This window comes from Hansschlegelia zhihuaiae, from assembly GCF_004103825.1.
GTDB classification, from domain to species: Bacteria; Pseudomonadota; Alphaproteobacteria; order Rhizobiales; family Methylopilaceae; genus Methylopila; species Methylopila zhihuaiae.
In genome coordinates, this window is the sequence record NZ_RYFI01000005.1 from 15496 (window position 1) to 30320 (window position 14825).

At 68.0% G+C, this 14825-nt stretch carries 15 protein-coding genes and 1 pseudogene; 7 read left to right on the forward strand and 9 right to left on the reverse strand.

Annotated features, from left to right (window positions below; translation table 11 throughout):
* Nucleotides 1-270, forward strand: a pseudogene (locus EK403_RS22995) (elongation factor G); the annotation flags it as partial.
* A 104-nt stretch (nt 271-374) separates the two neighbouring features.
* Here the strand turns inward: EK403_RS22995 and EK403_RS06670 are convergent.
* The 4 genes from EK403_RS06670 to EK403_RS22255 all read right to left on the reverse strand — a co-directional run bounded on the left by EK403_RS06670 (nt 375) and on the right by EK403_RS22255 (nt 4265).
* Entirely contained in the window at nt 375-1541 is a 1167-nt protein-coding gene (locus EK403_RS06670; RefSeq protein ID WP_164919520.1) for a serine hydrolase domain-containing protein, read from the reverse strand.
* Between the two features lie 270 nt (nt 1542-1811).
* Nucleotides 1812-3566, reverse strand: coding sequence for a methyl-accepting chemotaxis protein (locus EK403_RS06675; protein ID WP_206659492.1), 1755 nt, complete (start codon nt 3564-3566; stop codon nt 1812-1814).
* Nucleotides 3567-3774: 208 nt separating this feature from the next.
* Nucleotides 3775-3918 carry a hypothetical protein gene (locus EK403_RS22250; RefSeq protein ID WP_164919521.1) on the reverse strand — a complete coding sequence of 48 codons (144 nt, stop codon included), beginning with the start codon at nt 3916-3918 and terminating at the stop codon, nt 3775-3777.
* A gap of 203 nt (nt 3919-4121) precedes the next feature.
* Nucleotides 4122-4265 carry a hypothetical protein gene (locus tag EK403_RS22255; protein ID WP_164919522.1) on the reverse strand — a complete coding sequence of 48 codons (144 nt, stop codon included), beginning with the start codon at nt 4263-4265 and terminating at the stop codon, nt 4122-4124.
* Nucleotides 4266-4490: 225 nt separating this feature from the next.
* On the opposite strand from EK403_RS22255, the gene EK403_RS06680 reads away from it, so the two are divergent.
* On the forward strand, nt 4491-5663 hold the full coding sequence (locus tag EK403_RS06680) for a hypothetical protein (protein ID WP_128776728.1): 1173 nt from the start codon (nt 4491-4493) through the stop codon (nt 5661-5663).
* A gap of 146 nt (nt 5664-5809) precedes the next feature.
* Here EK403_RS06680 and EK403_RS06685 read toward each other — a convergent pair whose 3' ends face one another.
* The 4 genes from EK403_RS06685 to EK403_RS06700 form a co-directional block, all read right to left on the reverse strand.
* The gene (locus EK403_RS06685) at nt 5810-6643 is read right to left on the reverse strand and encodes a uracil-DNA glycosylase (RefSeq protein WP_128776729.1); all 834 of its coding nucleotides are present in this window, start codon (nt 6641-6643) and stop codon (nt 5810-5812) included.
* Between the two features lie 100 nt (nt 6644-6743).
* Nucleotides 6744-7169, reverse strand: a complete 426-nt coding sequence (locus tag EK403_RS06690; protein ID WP_128776730.1) for a YybH family protein — start codon at nt 7167-7169, stop codon at nt 6744-6746.
* A 36-nt stretch (nt 7170-7205) separates the two neighbouring features.
* On the reverse strand, nt 7206-7871 hold the full coding sequence (locus tag EK403_RS06695) for an FMN-dependent NADH-azoreductase (RefSeq protein WP_128776731.1): 666 nt from the start codon (nt 7869-7871) through the stop codon (nt 7206-7208).
* Between the two features lie 11 nt (nt 7872-7882).
* Nucleotides 7883-8200 carry a DMT family transporter gene (locus tag EK403_RS06700; RefSeq protein WP_128776732.1) on the reverse strand — a complete coding sequence of 106 codons (318 nt, stop codon included), beginning with the start codon at nt 8198-8200 and terminating at the stop codon, nt 7883-7885.
* Between the two features lie 132 nt (nt 8201-8332).
* On the opposite strand from EK403_RS06700, the gene EK403_RS06705 reads away from it, so the two are divergent.
* The 5 genes from EK403_RS06705 to EK403_RS06725 all read left to right on the forward strand — a co-directional run bounded on the left by EK403_RS06705 (nt 8333) and on the right by EK403_RS06725 (nt 14220).
* Nucleotides 8333-9247, forward strand: a complete 915-nt coding sequence (locus EK403_RS06705; RefSeq protein WP_245479549.1) for a LysR substrate-binding domain-containing protein — start codon at nt 8333-8335, stop codon at nt 9245-9247.
* Nucleotides 9248-9576: 329 nt separating this feature from the next.
* Nucleotides 9577-10602, forward strand: coding sequence for a methyl-accepting chemotaxis protein (locus EK403_RS06710; protein WP_245479550.1), 1026 nt, complete (start codon nt 9577-9579; stop codon nt 10600-10602).
* A 165-nt stretch (nt 10603-10767) separates the two neighbouring features.
* On the forward strand, nt 10768-11508 hold the full coding sequence (gene aqpZ / locus EK403_RS06715) for an aquaporin Z (RefSeq protein WP_128776735.1): 741 nt from the start codon (nt 10768-10770) through the stop codon (nt 11506-11508).
* 103 nt (nt 11509-11611) lie between these two features.
* Complete coding sequence (locus EK403_RS06720) at nt 11612-13285, forward strand: electron transfer flavoprotein-ubiquinone oxidoreductase (RefSeq protein ID WP_128776736.1); 1674 nt, start codon at nt 11612-11614, stop codon at nt 13283-13285.
* Nucleotides 13286-13473: 188 nt separating this feature from the next.
* The gene (locus EK403_RS06725; RefSeq protein WP_128776737.1) at nt 13474-14220 is read left to right on the forward strand and encodes a hypothetical protein; all 747 of its coding nucleotides are present in this window, start codon (nt 13474-13476) and stop codon (nt 14218-14220) included.
* A 153-nt stretch (nt 14221-14373) separates the two neighbouring features.
* Here EK403_RS06725 and EK403_RS06730 read toward each other — a convergent pair whose 3' ends face one another.
* The gene (locus EK403_RS06730; protein WP_128776738.1) at nt 14374-14562 is read right to left on the reverse strand and encodes a hypothetical protein; all 189 of its coding nucleotides are present in this window, start codon (nt 14560-14562) and stop codon (nt 14374-14376) included.
* Nucleotides 14563-14825 lie beyond the last annotated feature (263 nt).

Sequence of the window (14825 nt, forward strand, 5' to 3'; positions counted from 1 at the left end):
GCGCCGTCGTCGGCGACCGCCGGCGTCACGCAGCTGGTGAGCGGCCGGCGCGGCCAGATCCTCGGCTACGACGCGCATCCCGGCTGGGACGACTGGATCGCGCTTGAGGCGCTGATCCCCGAAGCCGAGATGGACGGGCTGGTCGTGCAGCTCCGCTCCACGACCGCGGGCGTCGGCTCGTTCTCGACTCGCTTCGAGAAGATGGCGGAGCTGTCTGGCTCCGCCGCCGAGGCCGCCCGGGAGCGCGAGGCGCTCAGGAAGGCGGGGTAAGGCCGTCATCGCCGGGCTTGACCCGGCGATCCATCCCCTTCGCAAAGACGATGAATGCCCGGGTCAAGCCCGGGCATGACGACGGCGGTTCACCTACGAGACGCTCACCGCGCCTCGTAGGACCTCGCGATCGCCTCGCTCTCCTCGCCGCGATCCGAGCCCATGCCCGCCGGCTTGTCGGCCGGCGCCGGCGGCGCGATCCGGGCGACGGGGGCGCCGGCCGGATAGGCGGCCTGATACATCGAATAGTCGAGGTCGCCAACCGCGCCGCTGGGCGGCTGCGGATGATAATTCGCGACGAAACGCAGATCCTGGAACCACATCGCGAAATAGGCGCCGTAGTTCTCGTTGCGCTCGGGACGGGCGTCGTCAAACCACCGCCAGGCCCCGTCGTGCCAGAAATTCCACGACCCCCCGCTCTCCCGCAGGAAGGTCCCGACGCTGTAATAGGCGCCGCCGCTGTTCAGCAGCGTCTTCGGCCATGACGGCGGCTTGGTCCTCAGGAGCTTGTCCTTCGGGCGGAAGTGGGCAAGGAACCGCGCATAGTCGATCGCCGAAATGTTCCACCCGCCCCACGACGCCATGATCTTCCAGTCGGGATCGAGCCTGGCCTCGGTCACGCCGGCGGGGTCCAGCACGGACTTCTTGCACTGCTTGTCGTACGGCTTGCCGGACACCGCCTCGATCACCATGCCGAGCGCGCCGAAATTGACGTTGTTGTAGAAAAAGGTCTTCGGTCCGAGCGGCCGCTCCAGCGCGAGCGCGAGCTGGGCGCTCAGATTCGTCCTCGTGAAATCGAGCGCGGCGAAAGCGGCCGTTCCCTGCGTCGGGTCGTAGTTCAGGCCCGAAGTCTGGGTCAGCAGCTCGGCGACCGTGATCTCCTTCGCCGCGGCGTCCGCCGGCTTGTTCTTCTTGAAATAACCCGGCAGGAGCTTGCCGATCCTGTCGCCATATTTCAGATCGCCTGCCTCGACGAGCTTGATGACGCAGACGCCGGTGATCGCCTTGGACAGGCTCGCGACCGGCTCGGTCTCTGCGGGCTTGTGACCGCCGACCTTCGCCTGGCCCACCACCTTGTCGCCGCGCATCACCGCCAGGCTGGCGTTGGCCACGCCCCATTTGACCGTCCAGTCCTTGAAGGTCGCGACCATGCGCTTGGCCTGCGCGTCCGCCGGCGGCGGGAGGGGGAGTTCCTGGGCGCGGACGGCCGTGGCGAGGAGCGCGAAGGCCGCCAGTGCGGCGCAGGCGGTTGCGACCGGAAGCTTGGCCATCGCGCTCGTCTCTCCGAGATGCGGAGAGACGAGCGCTAGCCCGTATCGATCAAACGGAAAATACGTAGCACCACGGATATGCGAGAGCGCTTGGTCTTGGGTCGAGCGCCTGCGTGCTTCGAGACGCCCGCAAAGATGCGGGCTCCTCAGCATGAGGACCGTGGAGGATGCCAAAGCAGTGACATTCCTCATGCTGAGGAGCCGCGAAGCGGCGTCTCGAAGCACGCAGCACGCCCCTCCAGGCGTTCGCCGATGTCGGGCTCGGGGCGCTCAGAACCGGTAGGCGGTGCGGCACGCGCCCCAGTGGCGGTCGCGGATGCGGATCGGCGCGTCGATCTCGCGCACCATCACGACCTGGTCGCCGAGCTCGCGGCGATAGGCCTGGACGGTGGCGGGCCGGCTCGAGCGCGCGGCCGTGATGCCGGTGCGATCGTCGAAGATCCGCTGGTTGCGGCAGTTGGCGTTGTTCCAGGTCGGGTCGCCGGCGCGCTGCGGCTTCGAGTAGCGCCGGTTGTGGACCGGCAGAAAGCCGTTCCGGTCGGTCACGATGCAGAAGATCATCGCCGGGTCCTGCGCGAGCTCCGCCTCGAGCGTCGGCGACAGCAGGCGCACGAGCGGCTCGACCGCCGCCGTCCAGAATTGCGCCGGGTCCGAGCCCTCGACCGGCCGGTAGTCGGCGTCGAACAGCTGCGCCTCCGAGAGCCTGCCGTCCTCGAGCGCCTGCTCCATCAGCGCGGCGAGCCGGCCGGCGACGTCCTTTGCGCGCGAGACCAGGGGCGCGTAATGGGCCTCGACCTCGCCGAGCTTCGCCTTGAGCCGCGCCGCCTGTTCGGGGGCCGGGGCCTCGAAGGCGCAGTGCAGGCCCATCGGGCTGACATTGGCGAGCCGCGCGGCCAGCGCCCCGACGCCGTCGACGTCGAGCAGCAGCCTCGCGCCCGCCGCGAGCGGATGGCCCGCGGGCGCGGCGAGCAGCGCGCCGCCCTCGCTCAGATCGACGGTCCGCGTGACGCGCCCGTCGCCGAGCCGGACGTCGAGCTCGACGGGATAGCGATCAAAGCGGCGGCGATCGCCGATCTCGCTTTGGCGGATCACGGCCGTGAACCGGCGGCCGAGGCCGACCGCCTCGTCGGCCGCATGCGCCGCGGCGCGTTCGGTCGCGACCGCCTGCTCGTCGAGCCCGAGCGTGGCGGCCGACACGGCGCCGGCCTCTCCGCTGACGGTGGCGGCGAGTTCAGAGGCGCGCGCCGCCTCGTCGACGATACGCATGACCGTCTCGGCCTGCGAGTCGGCGACGCCCCGGACGGTGGCGAAGGCGGGCCGCACCGAGTCGATCGCCGAAGCGGCGCTCTCGATCGCGGCGGCGGATGACTTCGCGCCTTCCCTCAGCCGCGCCACGCGGGACTGCACGTCCTCGACGGCCTTGGCGGTCTCGATCGCGAGCGACTTGACCTCCTTGGCCACGACCGCGAAGCCGCGGCCGGCGTCGCCGGCGCGCGCGGCCTCGATGGTGGCGTTGAGCGCGAGCAGGCTGGTCTGTGCCGCGACCGCCGAGATCGCGTCGACGATGCCGGCGATCTCGTCGCCGGCCTCCGCGAGCGCCGCGATCAGGGCGCGGGCCTCGATTCCGCGGTCGCCGGCATTGTCGAGAAAGCTCGACGCCGTCGTCATCGCGGCCTCGATCTCGCTCGACGTCGAGCACAGTCCGCCGGTGCGTTCTACAAGCTCCGCGGTCGCGGCGCAGGCCTCGCGCGCCGCGTCTGCCAGCGCGCCGGTCTGGCCGCGGATCGCGGCGAGCCCCTGGCGCATGTCCACGGCTCCGGCGCGCGACGCGGTGATCGAGCCGCCGACCGACGAGATCGCCGACAGCACGTCGGCCTCGATCAGGTCGAGCCCCTCGCCGCGCCGGGCCTGAGGCGACGCCGGCGCCGGCGGAGCGACGTCATTCGCAGGCGGCGCGACGAAGCTCGTCGCGGCGCTCTCCTTGCCAGACCTCAGCCAAGAGATGTCGAGAAAATTCGCCCTCATGGCGCGCAATGACGCCACGCAATGGCTAATCCGCGGTTAAGCGCGGGATTTCACGAAGTCGCGGTCACGTCAGCGGAAGACCAGCATCGGATCGCGACCGCGACGAGCGACAGCGGCGCACGAGGCGCCGACCGATGAAGACGTTCGGAACGCCCGACAAAAAAAGCGGGCCGCCCGAGGGCGGCCCGTGAGGGAGGCTGGGAGGGCCTCAGAGACCGAAGGGATAGTCGCGATGGGCGCGCTGCAGGGCGCGGCCCTGCTCCTCGAAGAACGCCTCGAACTCCGCGCAGAGGCGCGCGAAGACGGCAGGGAGGCGGGAGGGCGAGAGAGCGTGGAGGACGGCGGATGTCATTTCGTTGGCGCCTTGATGTTGCGGCGATCGCCGCGTCGTTCGATGAGCGGTATGTGGCATGCCAGAGCCCCGATCGGAATGCACGCACTGGCATGCCAGATATGCGTTCTCGCATATGCAGCACGCGAGAATGGGCCCGAAATGCAAAAGAGGCCGCCCGGCTCTCGGGCGACCTCTTTTTGGTGACCAATAGAGGTCTTCGATCACAGACCGAAGGGCTGGTCCTTGTTGGCGCGGGCCAGCGCGACGCCGGCCTCTTCGAAGAAAGCCTGGAATTCTTCAAAAGCGCGCGCCAGGAGGGAGCCGAAAGCCGAGCCCTGCAGGGCGTGAAGAACGGAGGTTGTCATCGCGCTATCCTTTCAGCGGGCGTCTCGGAGACGCCCATCGCGTTGACCGCAATCTGGCATGCCAGGGCTCTGCACACCACGCCTGTTGTGGTATGCCAGGCATGCGTTTGGTGCAGCGCACCATTCATGGGCCAAGCAGTATTTGAGGATGAAGCACGGCGAACATTATCGTCCGCTCATCGGCCGCCGCCTGTAAGCTCTGCAAGGTGAGCCCGGAGGCCGTCGATGATCGGTCGCCTTCCCATGCTGGTCGTCGCGTTCGCCATCGGCGCCGCGCCGGCGGCCGCCGTGGAGCTCGTCGGCCCTCCGCTTCAGCCGAACCTGTCGAACGAGACCGGCTCTTCCTTCCCCAACATCGTTCCGGACGCCGACGGCGGCTTCGCGGCGTTGTGGGACGTGGACATCGACGGCGACCTCCGGAGCGACCAGATCCTCGCCCGGTTCTACGGCCGCGACCGCCAGCCGAAAGGCGCGGCCCGGCGCATCGACGGCAAGATCGGCGGCAGGACGCCGACCAACGTCTTCGGCGCCGGCGGAGCGCTGCTCGGCGACGGGCGCCAGCTCTATGCGTGGCAGGCGGATTTCGCTCAGCAGCTCTGGGAAAAGAGGCAGTTCGTCGGCCGTTTCATCGGCGGCCGGGCGCCTGGCGACGAGATCAGCAGGCTCGAAACCGACCCGGATATGGTGGCGGGCGCGCCGCCGCTGCCGCTGCGCGACGGCCGCGCCATCCTGCGATGGCAGGCGTTCGCCCTGAGCGACAGGGAAGAGGGCCGTTTCGTCTCGGCCGACGGATCGCTCGGTCCGGCGAATCTCGTCTTCCAGCTCGCGAATGCCCGGATTTCAGGCCTCGCCGCCCTCGACAAGGGCTTCGTGGCGCTGTTCGTGCGCAGCCTGTCGTCCGGCGAGGAGGAACTCGTCGGACAGGTCTACGGCGCCGAGGGCGGCAGGCAGGGCGGCGTGATCGTTGTCGTCCCGCCCTCTCCCGCCGGGACGCTGGGCGCGACCTCGATCGTCGGCCTGCCGTCCGGCGACTTCTTCCTGCTGCGCGCCGTGCGACGGGCGAATGGCAGCGCCCGGCTGACCGGCCAGCGCTTCACGCGCACGGGCCGGAGGATCGGCGGGGAGAAGACGCTGCTCAACTCCATCCCGTTCCAGGCCGCGGCGCCGCGGCTGCTGCCGGGAGGCGATCTCCTGATCGCGCTTGAGGAGCGGGTCGGCGAGACGAAGTGCATCGTCTATCGCCGCTTCGGCGACGACCTCGAGCAAATCGGCCCGGCGGCCGCGACCGACAGCGCCGCGGGCCTGATCCGCGGCCCCTCGGTCGTGCTCGCCGACGGCCGCGTGGCCTCGGCCTATGTGATCGGCCGGAAGATCTTCGTGCAGGTCGTGGCGCCTTAGCGGCTTCCGTCAGTCGGCTGGAGCGCGCCCGTCATGCCCGGACTTGATCCGGGCATCTATCCGTTCTTGCGAAGGAGATGGATGGCCGGGTCAAGCCCGGCAATGACGCCTCGTCGTGGTCAGTTTGCGCAATGGATCCGGCCGCCTCACCGCCCCTCCAGCGCCCGCCGGATCGCCTTGAGGTCGCGCCAGGCGAGCTTCTTCTGCGCCGGGCTCCTCAGCAGATAGGCCGGGTGCAGGGTCGCCATCGCCTTGATGCGGCGGCCCTCGCCGAGCTCGTAGTCGAGCCAGCGTCCCCGGAGCTTCAGGATGCCCTCCTTGGCGCGGAAAAGGCTCTGGGCCGAGGCGCCGCCGAGCGCGACCAGGATGTCGGGCGCCACCAGCTCGATCTGCCGGCGCACGAAGGGCAGGCAGGTCTCGGTCTCCTGCGGCGTCGGCGTGCGGTTGCCGGGCGGCCGCCAGGGGATGACGTTCGCGATGTAGACCTTTGTGCGGTCGAGCCCGATCGCGGCCAGCATCCGGTCGAGCAGCTGGCCCGAGCGGCCGACGAAGGGCAGGCCCGACAGATCCTCCTCGCGGCCCGGAGCCTCGCCGACCAGCATCAGCCGGGCGTCGGGCGCGCCGTCGGCGAAGACGGTGCGGGAGGCGGTCGCCTTGAGCGGGCAGCCCTCGAAACGCTCGAGGATCGCGCGGAGCTCGTCGAGGCTTGCGGCCGACGCCGCCGCGTCACGGGCCGCCGCGACGCTTTCGTCGGGGGTCGCGAGCAGCGCGGCCGCCGAGGGCGCCGGCCGCGCCGGAGGCTGCGGCTGCTGGGCCGGCGGAGCGGGGAGCGCCGGCCGCGAGGCGGCCGCGTGCTCGAGCCGCGCGGCGCTCTCGGCGAACCGATCCTGCGGCTCGTCCGCGAGCGCGACGTCGACGCCCATGGCGACATGCCATTCGAGCAGGGCGCGGGCGTCTTCGCGGGAGAGCGGCGCGGTCATGGCGACACATTTAGCCGTGGCGCGCGCCGAAGTCCCGGCCGATCTCCGCGCCGCCCGTCCGGGAGGTCGCGCGGAAGGCGGGCGGCTCGCCGCAATCGTCTCAATCCGTCTCCGGCGGTCGAGGGATCGCCCAGGACGGATCGGCGCCGAAGGGGTGATCCATGAAGAAGTACCACTCGCCATCTTCTCCCCTCCGATGCACCTCCATGCCGTGATGGTGGACCTCCACCGCCTTGCCGTCGCGATCGCGGCCGGTGATGAGCCATTGCGAGCGGGTCATGGCGAAATCGCCCGCCACGGTGGTGTGATGGGTCACCACGTCCATGTGGGGCCTGAGGCCGATATAGGCGGCCATCGTGGAGCGGATGCCGTCCGCGCCATGCGCGATCGTCGTTCCGCCATGCACCTCGTCGACCTGCACGATCGCGGCCTCGGGATGATAGAGCGCGGCGGCCTTCTCGACGTCCTGCGCGTTGAAGGCGCGGGCGAGCCAGAGATTGCTGAGTTCGGGACTTGGGGAACCCATGGGAAGCTCTCCTTGTGGTCCTGGGGTCGGCCGCCGTCACGCGGCCCTTGCCGCGCCGCCTGCGAAGGCGGCGGCGAGCGCGTCGACCGCAGCCTCGGCCTCGGCGGTCGAACGCGCGTGCCGCTCGTCGGCGAATTCCTGGTATTCGATCGCCACGGTGCGGATCGCGTCCGGCGCGACGCCGAGATAAAGCGCCGCGGTCGAGATATGCGGATCGAGATGGTTGAGGCGCGCCCGCGGCCCTCCGGGCGCGAAGCCGAACTCGCCGCGCGAGCTCAGCACGACCAGGCGCTTTCCCGAGAGCTTGGGCTCGATCGGCTGGTCGCCGCGCCCAAGGTCGAAGGAGAAGGTCTCGCCGATCCGGATCACCTGGTCGAACCAGGCCTTGAGCGCGGCCGGCATGCCGTAATTGTGCATCGGCGTTCCGATGACGATGATGTCTGCGCGGACGACCTCGGCGATCGCCGCATCCGACCATGCGAGCGCCTCCTCCATCGCGGCGTCCCGCGCCGCGGGCGGCGTGAAGGCGGCGGCGATCCACGCCTCGCTCATCAGCGGCGGCGGCGCCGCGGCGAGATCGCGGCGGACGACCTCGAGACCGGGCGCGCGCGCGCTCAAAGCTCCGACGAAACGGCGCGACAGGCGGCGGCTCAGCGAACGCTCCGCGCGCGGGCTCGCGTCGATATGGAGCAGCGTGGTCATGACGCCCTCCCTCAGCCCGCGGAGACTTTGAGGCCGGCCACGCCGGCCATGATCGCGACCGCCGAGACGACCTTTGCGGCCGTGAGGCTCTCGCCGAGCAGCGCGAAGCCGAGCGCGACCGTCCCGAGCGTCCCGACCGCGGTCCAGATCGGGTAGGCGACGCTGACCGGAAGGGTCTTTAGCGCGAGCGTGAGGAAGCCGATCCCGCCGACGACCGTGACCATCGTGAAGAGGGTCGGCCAGAGCCGCGTGAAGCCGTCCGACCATTTCATGCCGAGCGCGAAGGCGACCTCGAACGCGGCCGCGGTCGCGAGATAGATCCAGGCCATGCCGGCCTCTCCTTCAAACTGAGCCGAGATCATCTCGGCGATGTCGATTGAGGAGATGAGCCTTGATCCGGAGGAGGACAAACGCGAAATTCTCACCTGATGGATGATCTCCGCTCATCTCGAGAGGCCTCGATGGCCCGTCGCCTGCCGCCGCTGTCGGCGCTCAGAACCTTTGAGGCCGCGGCGCGGCGCGGGAGCTTTCTGCGCGCCGCCGAGGAGCTCGGGGTCACGCCGACCGCCGTCAGCCACCAGGTCCGCCAGCTCGAGCAGTGGCTTGGAACGCCGCTGTTCCGGCGCGCGCCGCGCAAGGTGACGCTGACGGACGCCGGATCGACGCTCGCCCCTGCCCTCACCCGCGCGCTGGACGGCATGGCGGAGGCGGTTGAGGCTATGTCGAAGCGGCCTGCCCGCAAGGTCGCGACGCTGTCGGCGACCGTCGCCTTCACGGGCCGCGTCCTGGTGCCGAAGGCCGCGCGCTTCCGCGAGCTCAATCCCGGCTGGGATCTGCGTCTGCACGCCTCCGACGACGCCGTGGACCTTCACGCCGGCGAGGCCGACGCCGCGATCCGCTACGGCCTCGCCCGCCCCGCGGACCTGACCGGACTGCCGCTGATGACCGACCGTTTCGCGCCGGTCGCAAGCCCCGCGCTCGGCCTGGAGAGCCACGAGGATCTGAGGCGCGCGACGCTGCTCCATTTCGACTGGCGCAACAATGCCGGTGCCACCGTGCCGAACTGGCGCGGCTGGGCGGAGGCCGCGGGCCTCGAAGGGTTCGACGCCGGCTCCGGCGTGACGTTCAACGACGAGAACAGCGCGATCCTGGCCGCGATCGCCGGCCAGGGCGCGGCGCTGCTCTCGATCGCGCTGGTCGCGGCCGAGCTCGCCTCGGGCGCGCTGGTCCAGCCCTTCGGCCCCGTTCTCGAAGGCTGGCGCTACGACTTCGTGCATCCGGCGGGCGCCGAGGACCGTCCGGCGGTCGCGGCGCTCCGGCGCTGGGTCGAGGTGGAGATCGCGCCGGCGGCCGCGCGGGCCCCAGCGCCGATCTGAGGCGCCCGCCGCAAACTGAGGCGACGCGCCGACGCGGGATTGGGCGGGCCGTCGGCCCGGACGGCGTCGGCCCGGGCCGCGGCGCCCAATGTTCGCTCATCCGCCCATGAAACCGACACGCCAAGACACAAAAAGCAGGCGACGACTTGAGAGAAGGCGCTTCTGTCTAAGTTTTTATCTTCATGATCACAGTATAAATGACAATGTGTCGCACTTAATACATAGACTCGACTGTCATCGTTAACGCGCCGCTAACCAATAAGGCGGGACGTTGTGCTCCGCAACAAAAGGATTTTGCGATGCACATGGCGGCGGCAATGCGAGATAACATGTCCCTGTCGGGCGTCGTCGGCGCCTCGGCCCAGCAGTTGAAGGTCTCGGCAGCGTCCAACATCGCCTCGATACACAACATCACCCACCGCATGCATCTGCTCGCGCTCAACGCCCTGATCGAGGCCGCGCACGCGGGCGACAAGGGCGCGGGCTTCTCGGTGGTCGCGCAGGAGGTGAAGTCGGTCGCGGGCGAGATCCGCAGCCTCGCCGAGGCGCTCGGCGTCGAGCTCACCGGCCGGGTGGATTCGCTGCGCGTCGCGGTCGACGCGCTGGCCGCGGCCGCCCGCAGCGACCGGCTGGGCGACCTCGCGCTCAACGCCGTCGAGATCATCGACCGCAACCTCTACGAACGCACCTGCGACGTGCGCTGGTGGGCGACCGACTCCGCGGTCGTCGACTGCGCGCTCTCGCCCACGCCGCAGGCCCAGGCGTTCGCGAGCCACAGGCTCGGCGTCATCCTGTCGTCCTACACGGTCTATCTCGACCTGTGGCTCTGCGACCTGAAGGGCCGCGTGCTGGCCAACGGCCGCCCGGACCAGTTCAACGTCGTGGGCGCGGACGCCCATGACGAGCGCTGGTTCAAGCTCGGCCGCGAGCTCCCGTCGGGCGACGAGTTCGCGGTCGCGGACATCGATCGTTGCGCGCGGCTCGGGAACGCCCAGGTCGCGACCTATGTGGCGTCGGTCCGCGAAGGCGGGCTCGTGGACGGCCGCGCGACCGGCGTGCTCGCGATCCATTTCGACTGGGAGCCGCAGGCCCGCGCCGTGGTGAAGGGGGTGAGGCTCGACCCCGCCGAGGCCGAACGCTCGCGCGTCATGCTGGTCGACGCCCACGACCGGGTGATCGCCGCCTCCGACGGCCGCGGCATCCTGTCGGAACGCTTCCCCGTCGACGCCAAGGGGCGCGACAGCGGCTTCTACGAGGACGCCGCCGGCCGCATCGTCGCGTTCCACCGCACGCCCGGCTACGAGACCTATCGCGGTCTCGGCTGGCGCGGCGTGATCGAGCAGATCCCGGAGTAATCACGAACCTCCCCAAGCAGCCGCCCCGCCGACTGCTTGGGATCGTGAAGCAAAAGCCGGCGGACAAGGGCGAAAGCCTTATGGACGCGACCCCGGATCGGGCGTTCACTTCGCCCGCTCGGCTCAGCCGGGGCGCGGCCGGGCGTCCGGGGAGGGACATGAGACATGGGCGATGATCTGACGCGGCGCGTCGCGGCCGAATTCTTCGGCACGTTCTGGCTGACCTTCGGCGGCTGCGGGGCCGCGGTGATTTCGGCGGCCTATCCCGAGCTCGGGATCGGCTTCTTGGGGGTGGCGTTCGCGTTCGGGCTCACCGTGCTGTCGATGGCCTATGCGGTCGGCCACATCTCGGGCGGACATTTCAACCCCGCGGTGACGCTCGGCCTGTGGTCCGCCGGGCGCTGCGCCAACCGCCACGTCCTGCCCTACATCGTCGCGCAGGTCGCGGGCGCCATCGTCGGGGCCGGCTTCCTCTACCTCATCGCCTCGGGGAAGGCCGGCTGGGTCCCGGCCGGCTTCGCGTCGAACGGCTATGGCGAGCTCAGCCCCGGCAAATACGGCCTCAGCGCCTGCTTCCTGACCGAGATCCTCGCGACCTTCTTCTTCCTGTTCATCATCCTCGGCGCGACCTCGAAGGGGGCCGCGACCGGCTTCGCCGGCATCCCGATCGGGCTCGCGCTCACCCTCATCCACCTCATCACCATCCCGGTCACCAACACCTCGGTGAACCCGGCCCGCAGCCTCGGACCCGCGCTGTTCGCGGGCGCCGACCATCTCGCGCAGGTCTGGCTGTTCTGGGTCGCGCCGATCGTGGGCGCGATGATCGCGGGCTATCTGGCGCGCTGGCTCTACGAATATTCGGCGATCGTCGACACCACCGTGGTCGAGGAGCGCCGCGTCCCCTGAGGACAACTCGCCGCGGACGAACGTCGCGCTAGCCTTCACCCGAGATCGATGCGAACCGTTCCAACGTGCTTCGCATTGCAGCAAAGGGTGAGGTTCGCGCGACATGACCGAGGCTTCCGAGGGCCCCGAGGCGCTCCCCGAACGCGAGGGAATGGATTTCGACGTCGTGGTGGTGGGCGCGGGGCCGGCGGGGCTCGCGGCCGCGATCAGGCTCAAGCAGCTCGACGAGAACCTGTCGGTCGTGGTCCTCGAGAAGGGCTCGGAGGTCGGCGCCCATATCCTGTCGGGCGCCGTGATCGACCCGAAGGGCCTCGACGCCCTGCTGCCGGACTGGCGCGCCGAGGCCGACTTCACGAAGTCCGAGGTCACCGAGGACGTCTTCCTCTACCTCACCGAAAAGGGCTCGTTCCGCCTGCCCGGCTTCGGGATGCCGAAAATCCTGTCGAACCACGGGGCCTATGTGGTCTCGCTCGGCGACATGTGCCGCTGGCTGGGCGCGCAGGCCGAGGCGCTCGGCGTCGAGATCTATCCGGGCTTCGCCGCGAACGAGATTCTTTACGGCGAGGGCGGCGCCGTGACGGGCGTCGCGACCGGCGACATGGGCGTCGCCCGCGACGGAACGCCCGGCCCGAACTTCACCCGCGGCATGGAGCTGCGCGGAAAATATGTCGTGTTCGCCGAGGGCGCGCGCGGCCAACTCTCCAAGCAGCTCATCGCCAAATTCAAGCTCGACGACGGCCGCGAGCCCCAGAAATTCGGCCTCGGGCTGAAGGAGCTCTGGCAGGTCGCGCCCGAAAAGCACAAGCCGGGCCGCGTGCAGCACTCCTTCGGCTGGCCGCTCGACGACCGGACCGGCGGCGGCTCCTTCCTCTACCACTTTGGCGACGACCTCGTCGCCGTCGGCTTCGTTCTGCACCTCAATTACGAGAACCCCTATCTCTCGCCCTTCGACGAGTTCCAGCGCTTCAAGACGCATCCCGCGATCCGCGATGTGTTCGAGGGCGGCAAGCGCCTGTCCTATGGCGCGCGCGCCATCACCGAGGGCGGCTTCCAGTCGGTGCCCAGGCTCGCCTTCCCCGGCGGCGTGCTGGCCGGCTGCGGCGCGGGCTTCGTCAACGTGCCGCGCATCAAGGGCAGCCACAACGCGATCCTCACCGGCAAGCTCGCCGCCGAGCACATCGCCGTGGCCCTGAAGGAGGGCCGCGCGGGCGACGAGCTCACTGCTTACGAGGACGCCTGGCGCGCCTCCCCCGTGGGCCGCGACCTCGAGCCGGTGCGCAACGTGAAACCCCTGTGGTCGAGATATGGCACCCGGCTCGGCGTCATGCTCGGCGGCCTCGCCATGTGGGCGGAGCAGTTCGGACTAAAACTGTTCGGCACGATGAGCCACGAGAAGCCCGACTTCCGCGCCACCAAGCCGGCGAAGGACTTTTCCCCGATCGCCTATCCGAAGCCCGACGGCAGGCTCACCTTCGACAAGCTCTCCTCGGTGTTCCTGTCCAACACCAATCACGAGGAGCACCAGCCGTCGCATCTCGTGGTGAAGGATCTTGGGCTGCAGAAGACCTCGGAGCACGACGTCTATGCGGGCCTCAGCCAGCGCTACTGCCCGGCCGGCGTCTATGAATGGCTGGGGGACGGGCGCGACGGCCCCAAATTCCAGATCAACGCGCAGAACTGCGTGCACTGCAAGACCTGCGATATCAAAGACCCGAATCAGAATATCGTCTGGGTTGCGCCCGAGGGGGGCGGGGGGCCGAATTATTCGGGGATGTAAGGGGCCCATAGGCGTCTCAAGTTGTGCGAGCGCACACTTGGCTGGAACACGTCGTTAAGCATAAGCTTAAGGTCGGACCCTCGTCGGCTCTCATGCCCGTCAGGCATCTAAACAAAACTACTTCCTAGGTCGCCCTTGGCCATCAGAAGGTTTAGAACCGCCATTTAATGAGTAATTTGGAGCAGATCGTGGACTTGACCACGGAACAGATAAGATTCTTGAAGAGATTATCTATTCGAGCAGACGCGCTGCGACGCGCCATGGAAGCTGTAATGAATGGCACTACGCCGGATCATGCGAAATGGGGCGCCTTCGCGGCCTTCGCCAAAACATACAACGTAATTGCTAATGACTATTTTGAAGTAACCGGTGATCCTGTTAATAGATATAATACTGCTGCACTTGGAAATGGCATGAATACTCTGTGGCCCGTTCAAAAGGAAATATTTGACACGGTGTTTTCTGATGTTCTCATTTTGAGTGGTTTATTACTAGCATATGATACAGGAATATCATCTTCGAGATCTGAGATACAAGATTTGTTATCAGCAAATTTGCGCAAAGTTATATTTCGGCCTCCGGCTGTTGAGAAGGATGTTCAAGATGCTGTTGAAGCCCTCTTGATCGGTAGAGGTTATCAGAAAGGTATTGACTACGACAGAGAAGCAGGAAAGTTCAAATTTTCAGGTAAAGAATTTATTCCTGATTTTAATTTTATACTTATTAACACCGTCGTTGAAGTTAAGTTGATAAGGGCGGACGGCGATCGCTCAAGATGCATAGAAGAAATGAGCGCGGACATACCCGCTTATCTTTCTCACTATGGTGCAGTTCTATTCTGCGTTTATGATCTTGGTTTCATTCGAGACGTCTCCGAATTTCAAGGAGGCATTGACAAACAGGAAGGCGCTCGAATTGTGGTTGTAAAGCATTGACGCCATTCACTGCCTCGCCGCATTCCATTTCACGGGAAGTCATGACTGGTGGCGGTCGGGCATGCGGGCCGCGGCGGCACCTGCGGCGGAGGTGAACGAGGCCTCCTTCTCGAGACACTGGATCGCGGGGGCGGTCTTTCTTGCTCCCCGAAATCAGGCCCGGTTCTCCTTCGCGTCCCGGTTCTCCGCGTCATAGACGTCGCGCGTGCGCTCCTCCGCCACGCGGTCCTGCCGGGGCGTGATCTTGCGGTTGCGCCTGAGGCCCCAGGCGATGACCGCGCCGAGCACGATCACGCCGAACACCGTCATCACCATCCAGAGATCGCCTGAGCCGCCGGTCATGTCCTTCATCTCCCTTGGGTTTACGGGCGCCCTCGCGAAGCGCCGTCCGTCGAGGACCCAAGGCGCGCGGCGGAGGAATGGTTCCCGCGTAGGGCCATACAGCCACACGGCCGACATCCCCTCCCGTCATGCCCGCGCGGCAGCGCGGGTATCCACGACTTACTAAGGCCGCGCGCTCAGCCGACCGGCGTGGTCCGCGGGTCATCGGGAGGCGACGCGCCCGACGCCCCAAGTCGTGGATACCCGCCTTCGGCGGGCATGAC

Bases quoted from the DNA above. Each gene is read 5' to 3' on its own strand.
- aqpZ (WP_128776735.1), top strand. From the start codon at position 10,768: ATGGGCGATGATCTGACGCGGCGCGTCGCGGCCGAATTCTTCGGCACG.
- EK403_RS06700 (WP_128776732.1), bottom strand. From the start codon at position 8,200: ATGGCCTGGATCTATCTCGCGACCGCGGCCGCGTTCGAGGTCGCCTTC.
- EK403_RS22255 (WP_164919522.1), bottom strand. From the start codon at position 4,265: ATGACAACCTCCGTTCTTCACGCCCTGCAGGGCTCGGCTTTCGGCTCC.
- EK403_RS06720 (WP_128776736.1), top strand. From the start codon at position 11,612: ATGACCGAGGCTTCCGAGGGCCCCGAGGCGCTCCCCGAACGCGAGGGA.
- EK403_RS06705 (WP_245479549.1), top strand. From the start codon at position 8,333: ATGGCCCGTCGCCTGCCGCCGCTGTCGGCGCTCAGAACCTTTGAGGCC.
- EK403_RS06690 (WP_128776730.1), bottom strand. From the start codon at position 7,169: ATGGGTTCCCCAAGTCCCGAACTCAGCAATCTCTGGCTCGCCCGCGCC.
- EK403_RS06710 (WP_245479550.1), top strand. From the start codon at position 9,577: ATGTCCCTGTCGGGCGTCGTCGGCGCCTCGGCCCAGCAGTTGAAGGTC.
- EK403_RS06670 (WP_164919520.1), bottom strand. From the start codon at position 1,541: ATGGCCAAGCTTCCGGTCGCAACCGCCTGCGCCGCACTGGCGGCCTTC.
- EK403_RS06680 (WP_128776728.1), top strand. From the start codon at position 4,491: ATGATCGGTCGCCTTCCCATGCTGGTCGTCGCGTTCGCCATCGGCGCC.
- EK403_RS06695 (WP_128776731.1), bottom strand. From the start codon at position 7,871: ATGACCACGCTGCTCCATATCGACGCGAGCCCGCGCGCGGAGCGTTCG.
- EK403_RS06675 (WP_206659492.1), bottom strand. From the start codon at position 3,566: ATGAGGGCGAATTTTCTCGACATCTCTTGGCTGAGGTCTGGCAAGGAG.
- EK403_RS06685 (WP_128776729.1), bottom strand. From the start codon at position 6,643: ATGACCGCGCCGCTCTCCCGCGAAGACGCCCGCGCCCTGCTCGAATGG.
- EK403_RS06730 (WP_128776738.1), bottom strand. From the start codon at position 14,562: ATGACCGGCGGCTCAGGCGATCTCTGGATGGTGATGACGGTGTTCGGC.
- EK403_RS22250 (WP_164919521.1), bottom strand. From the start codon at position 3,918: ATGACATCCGCCGTCCTCCACGCTCTCTCGCCCTCCCGCCTCCCTGCC.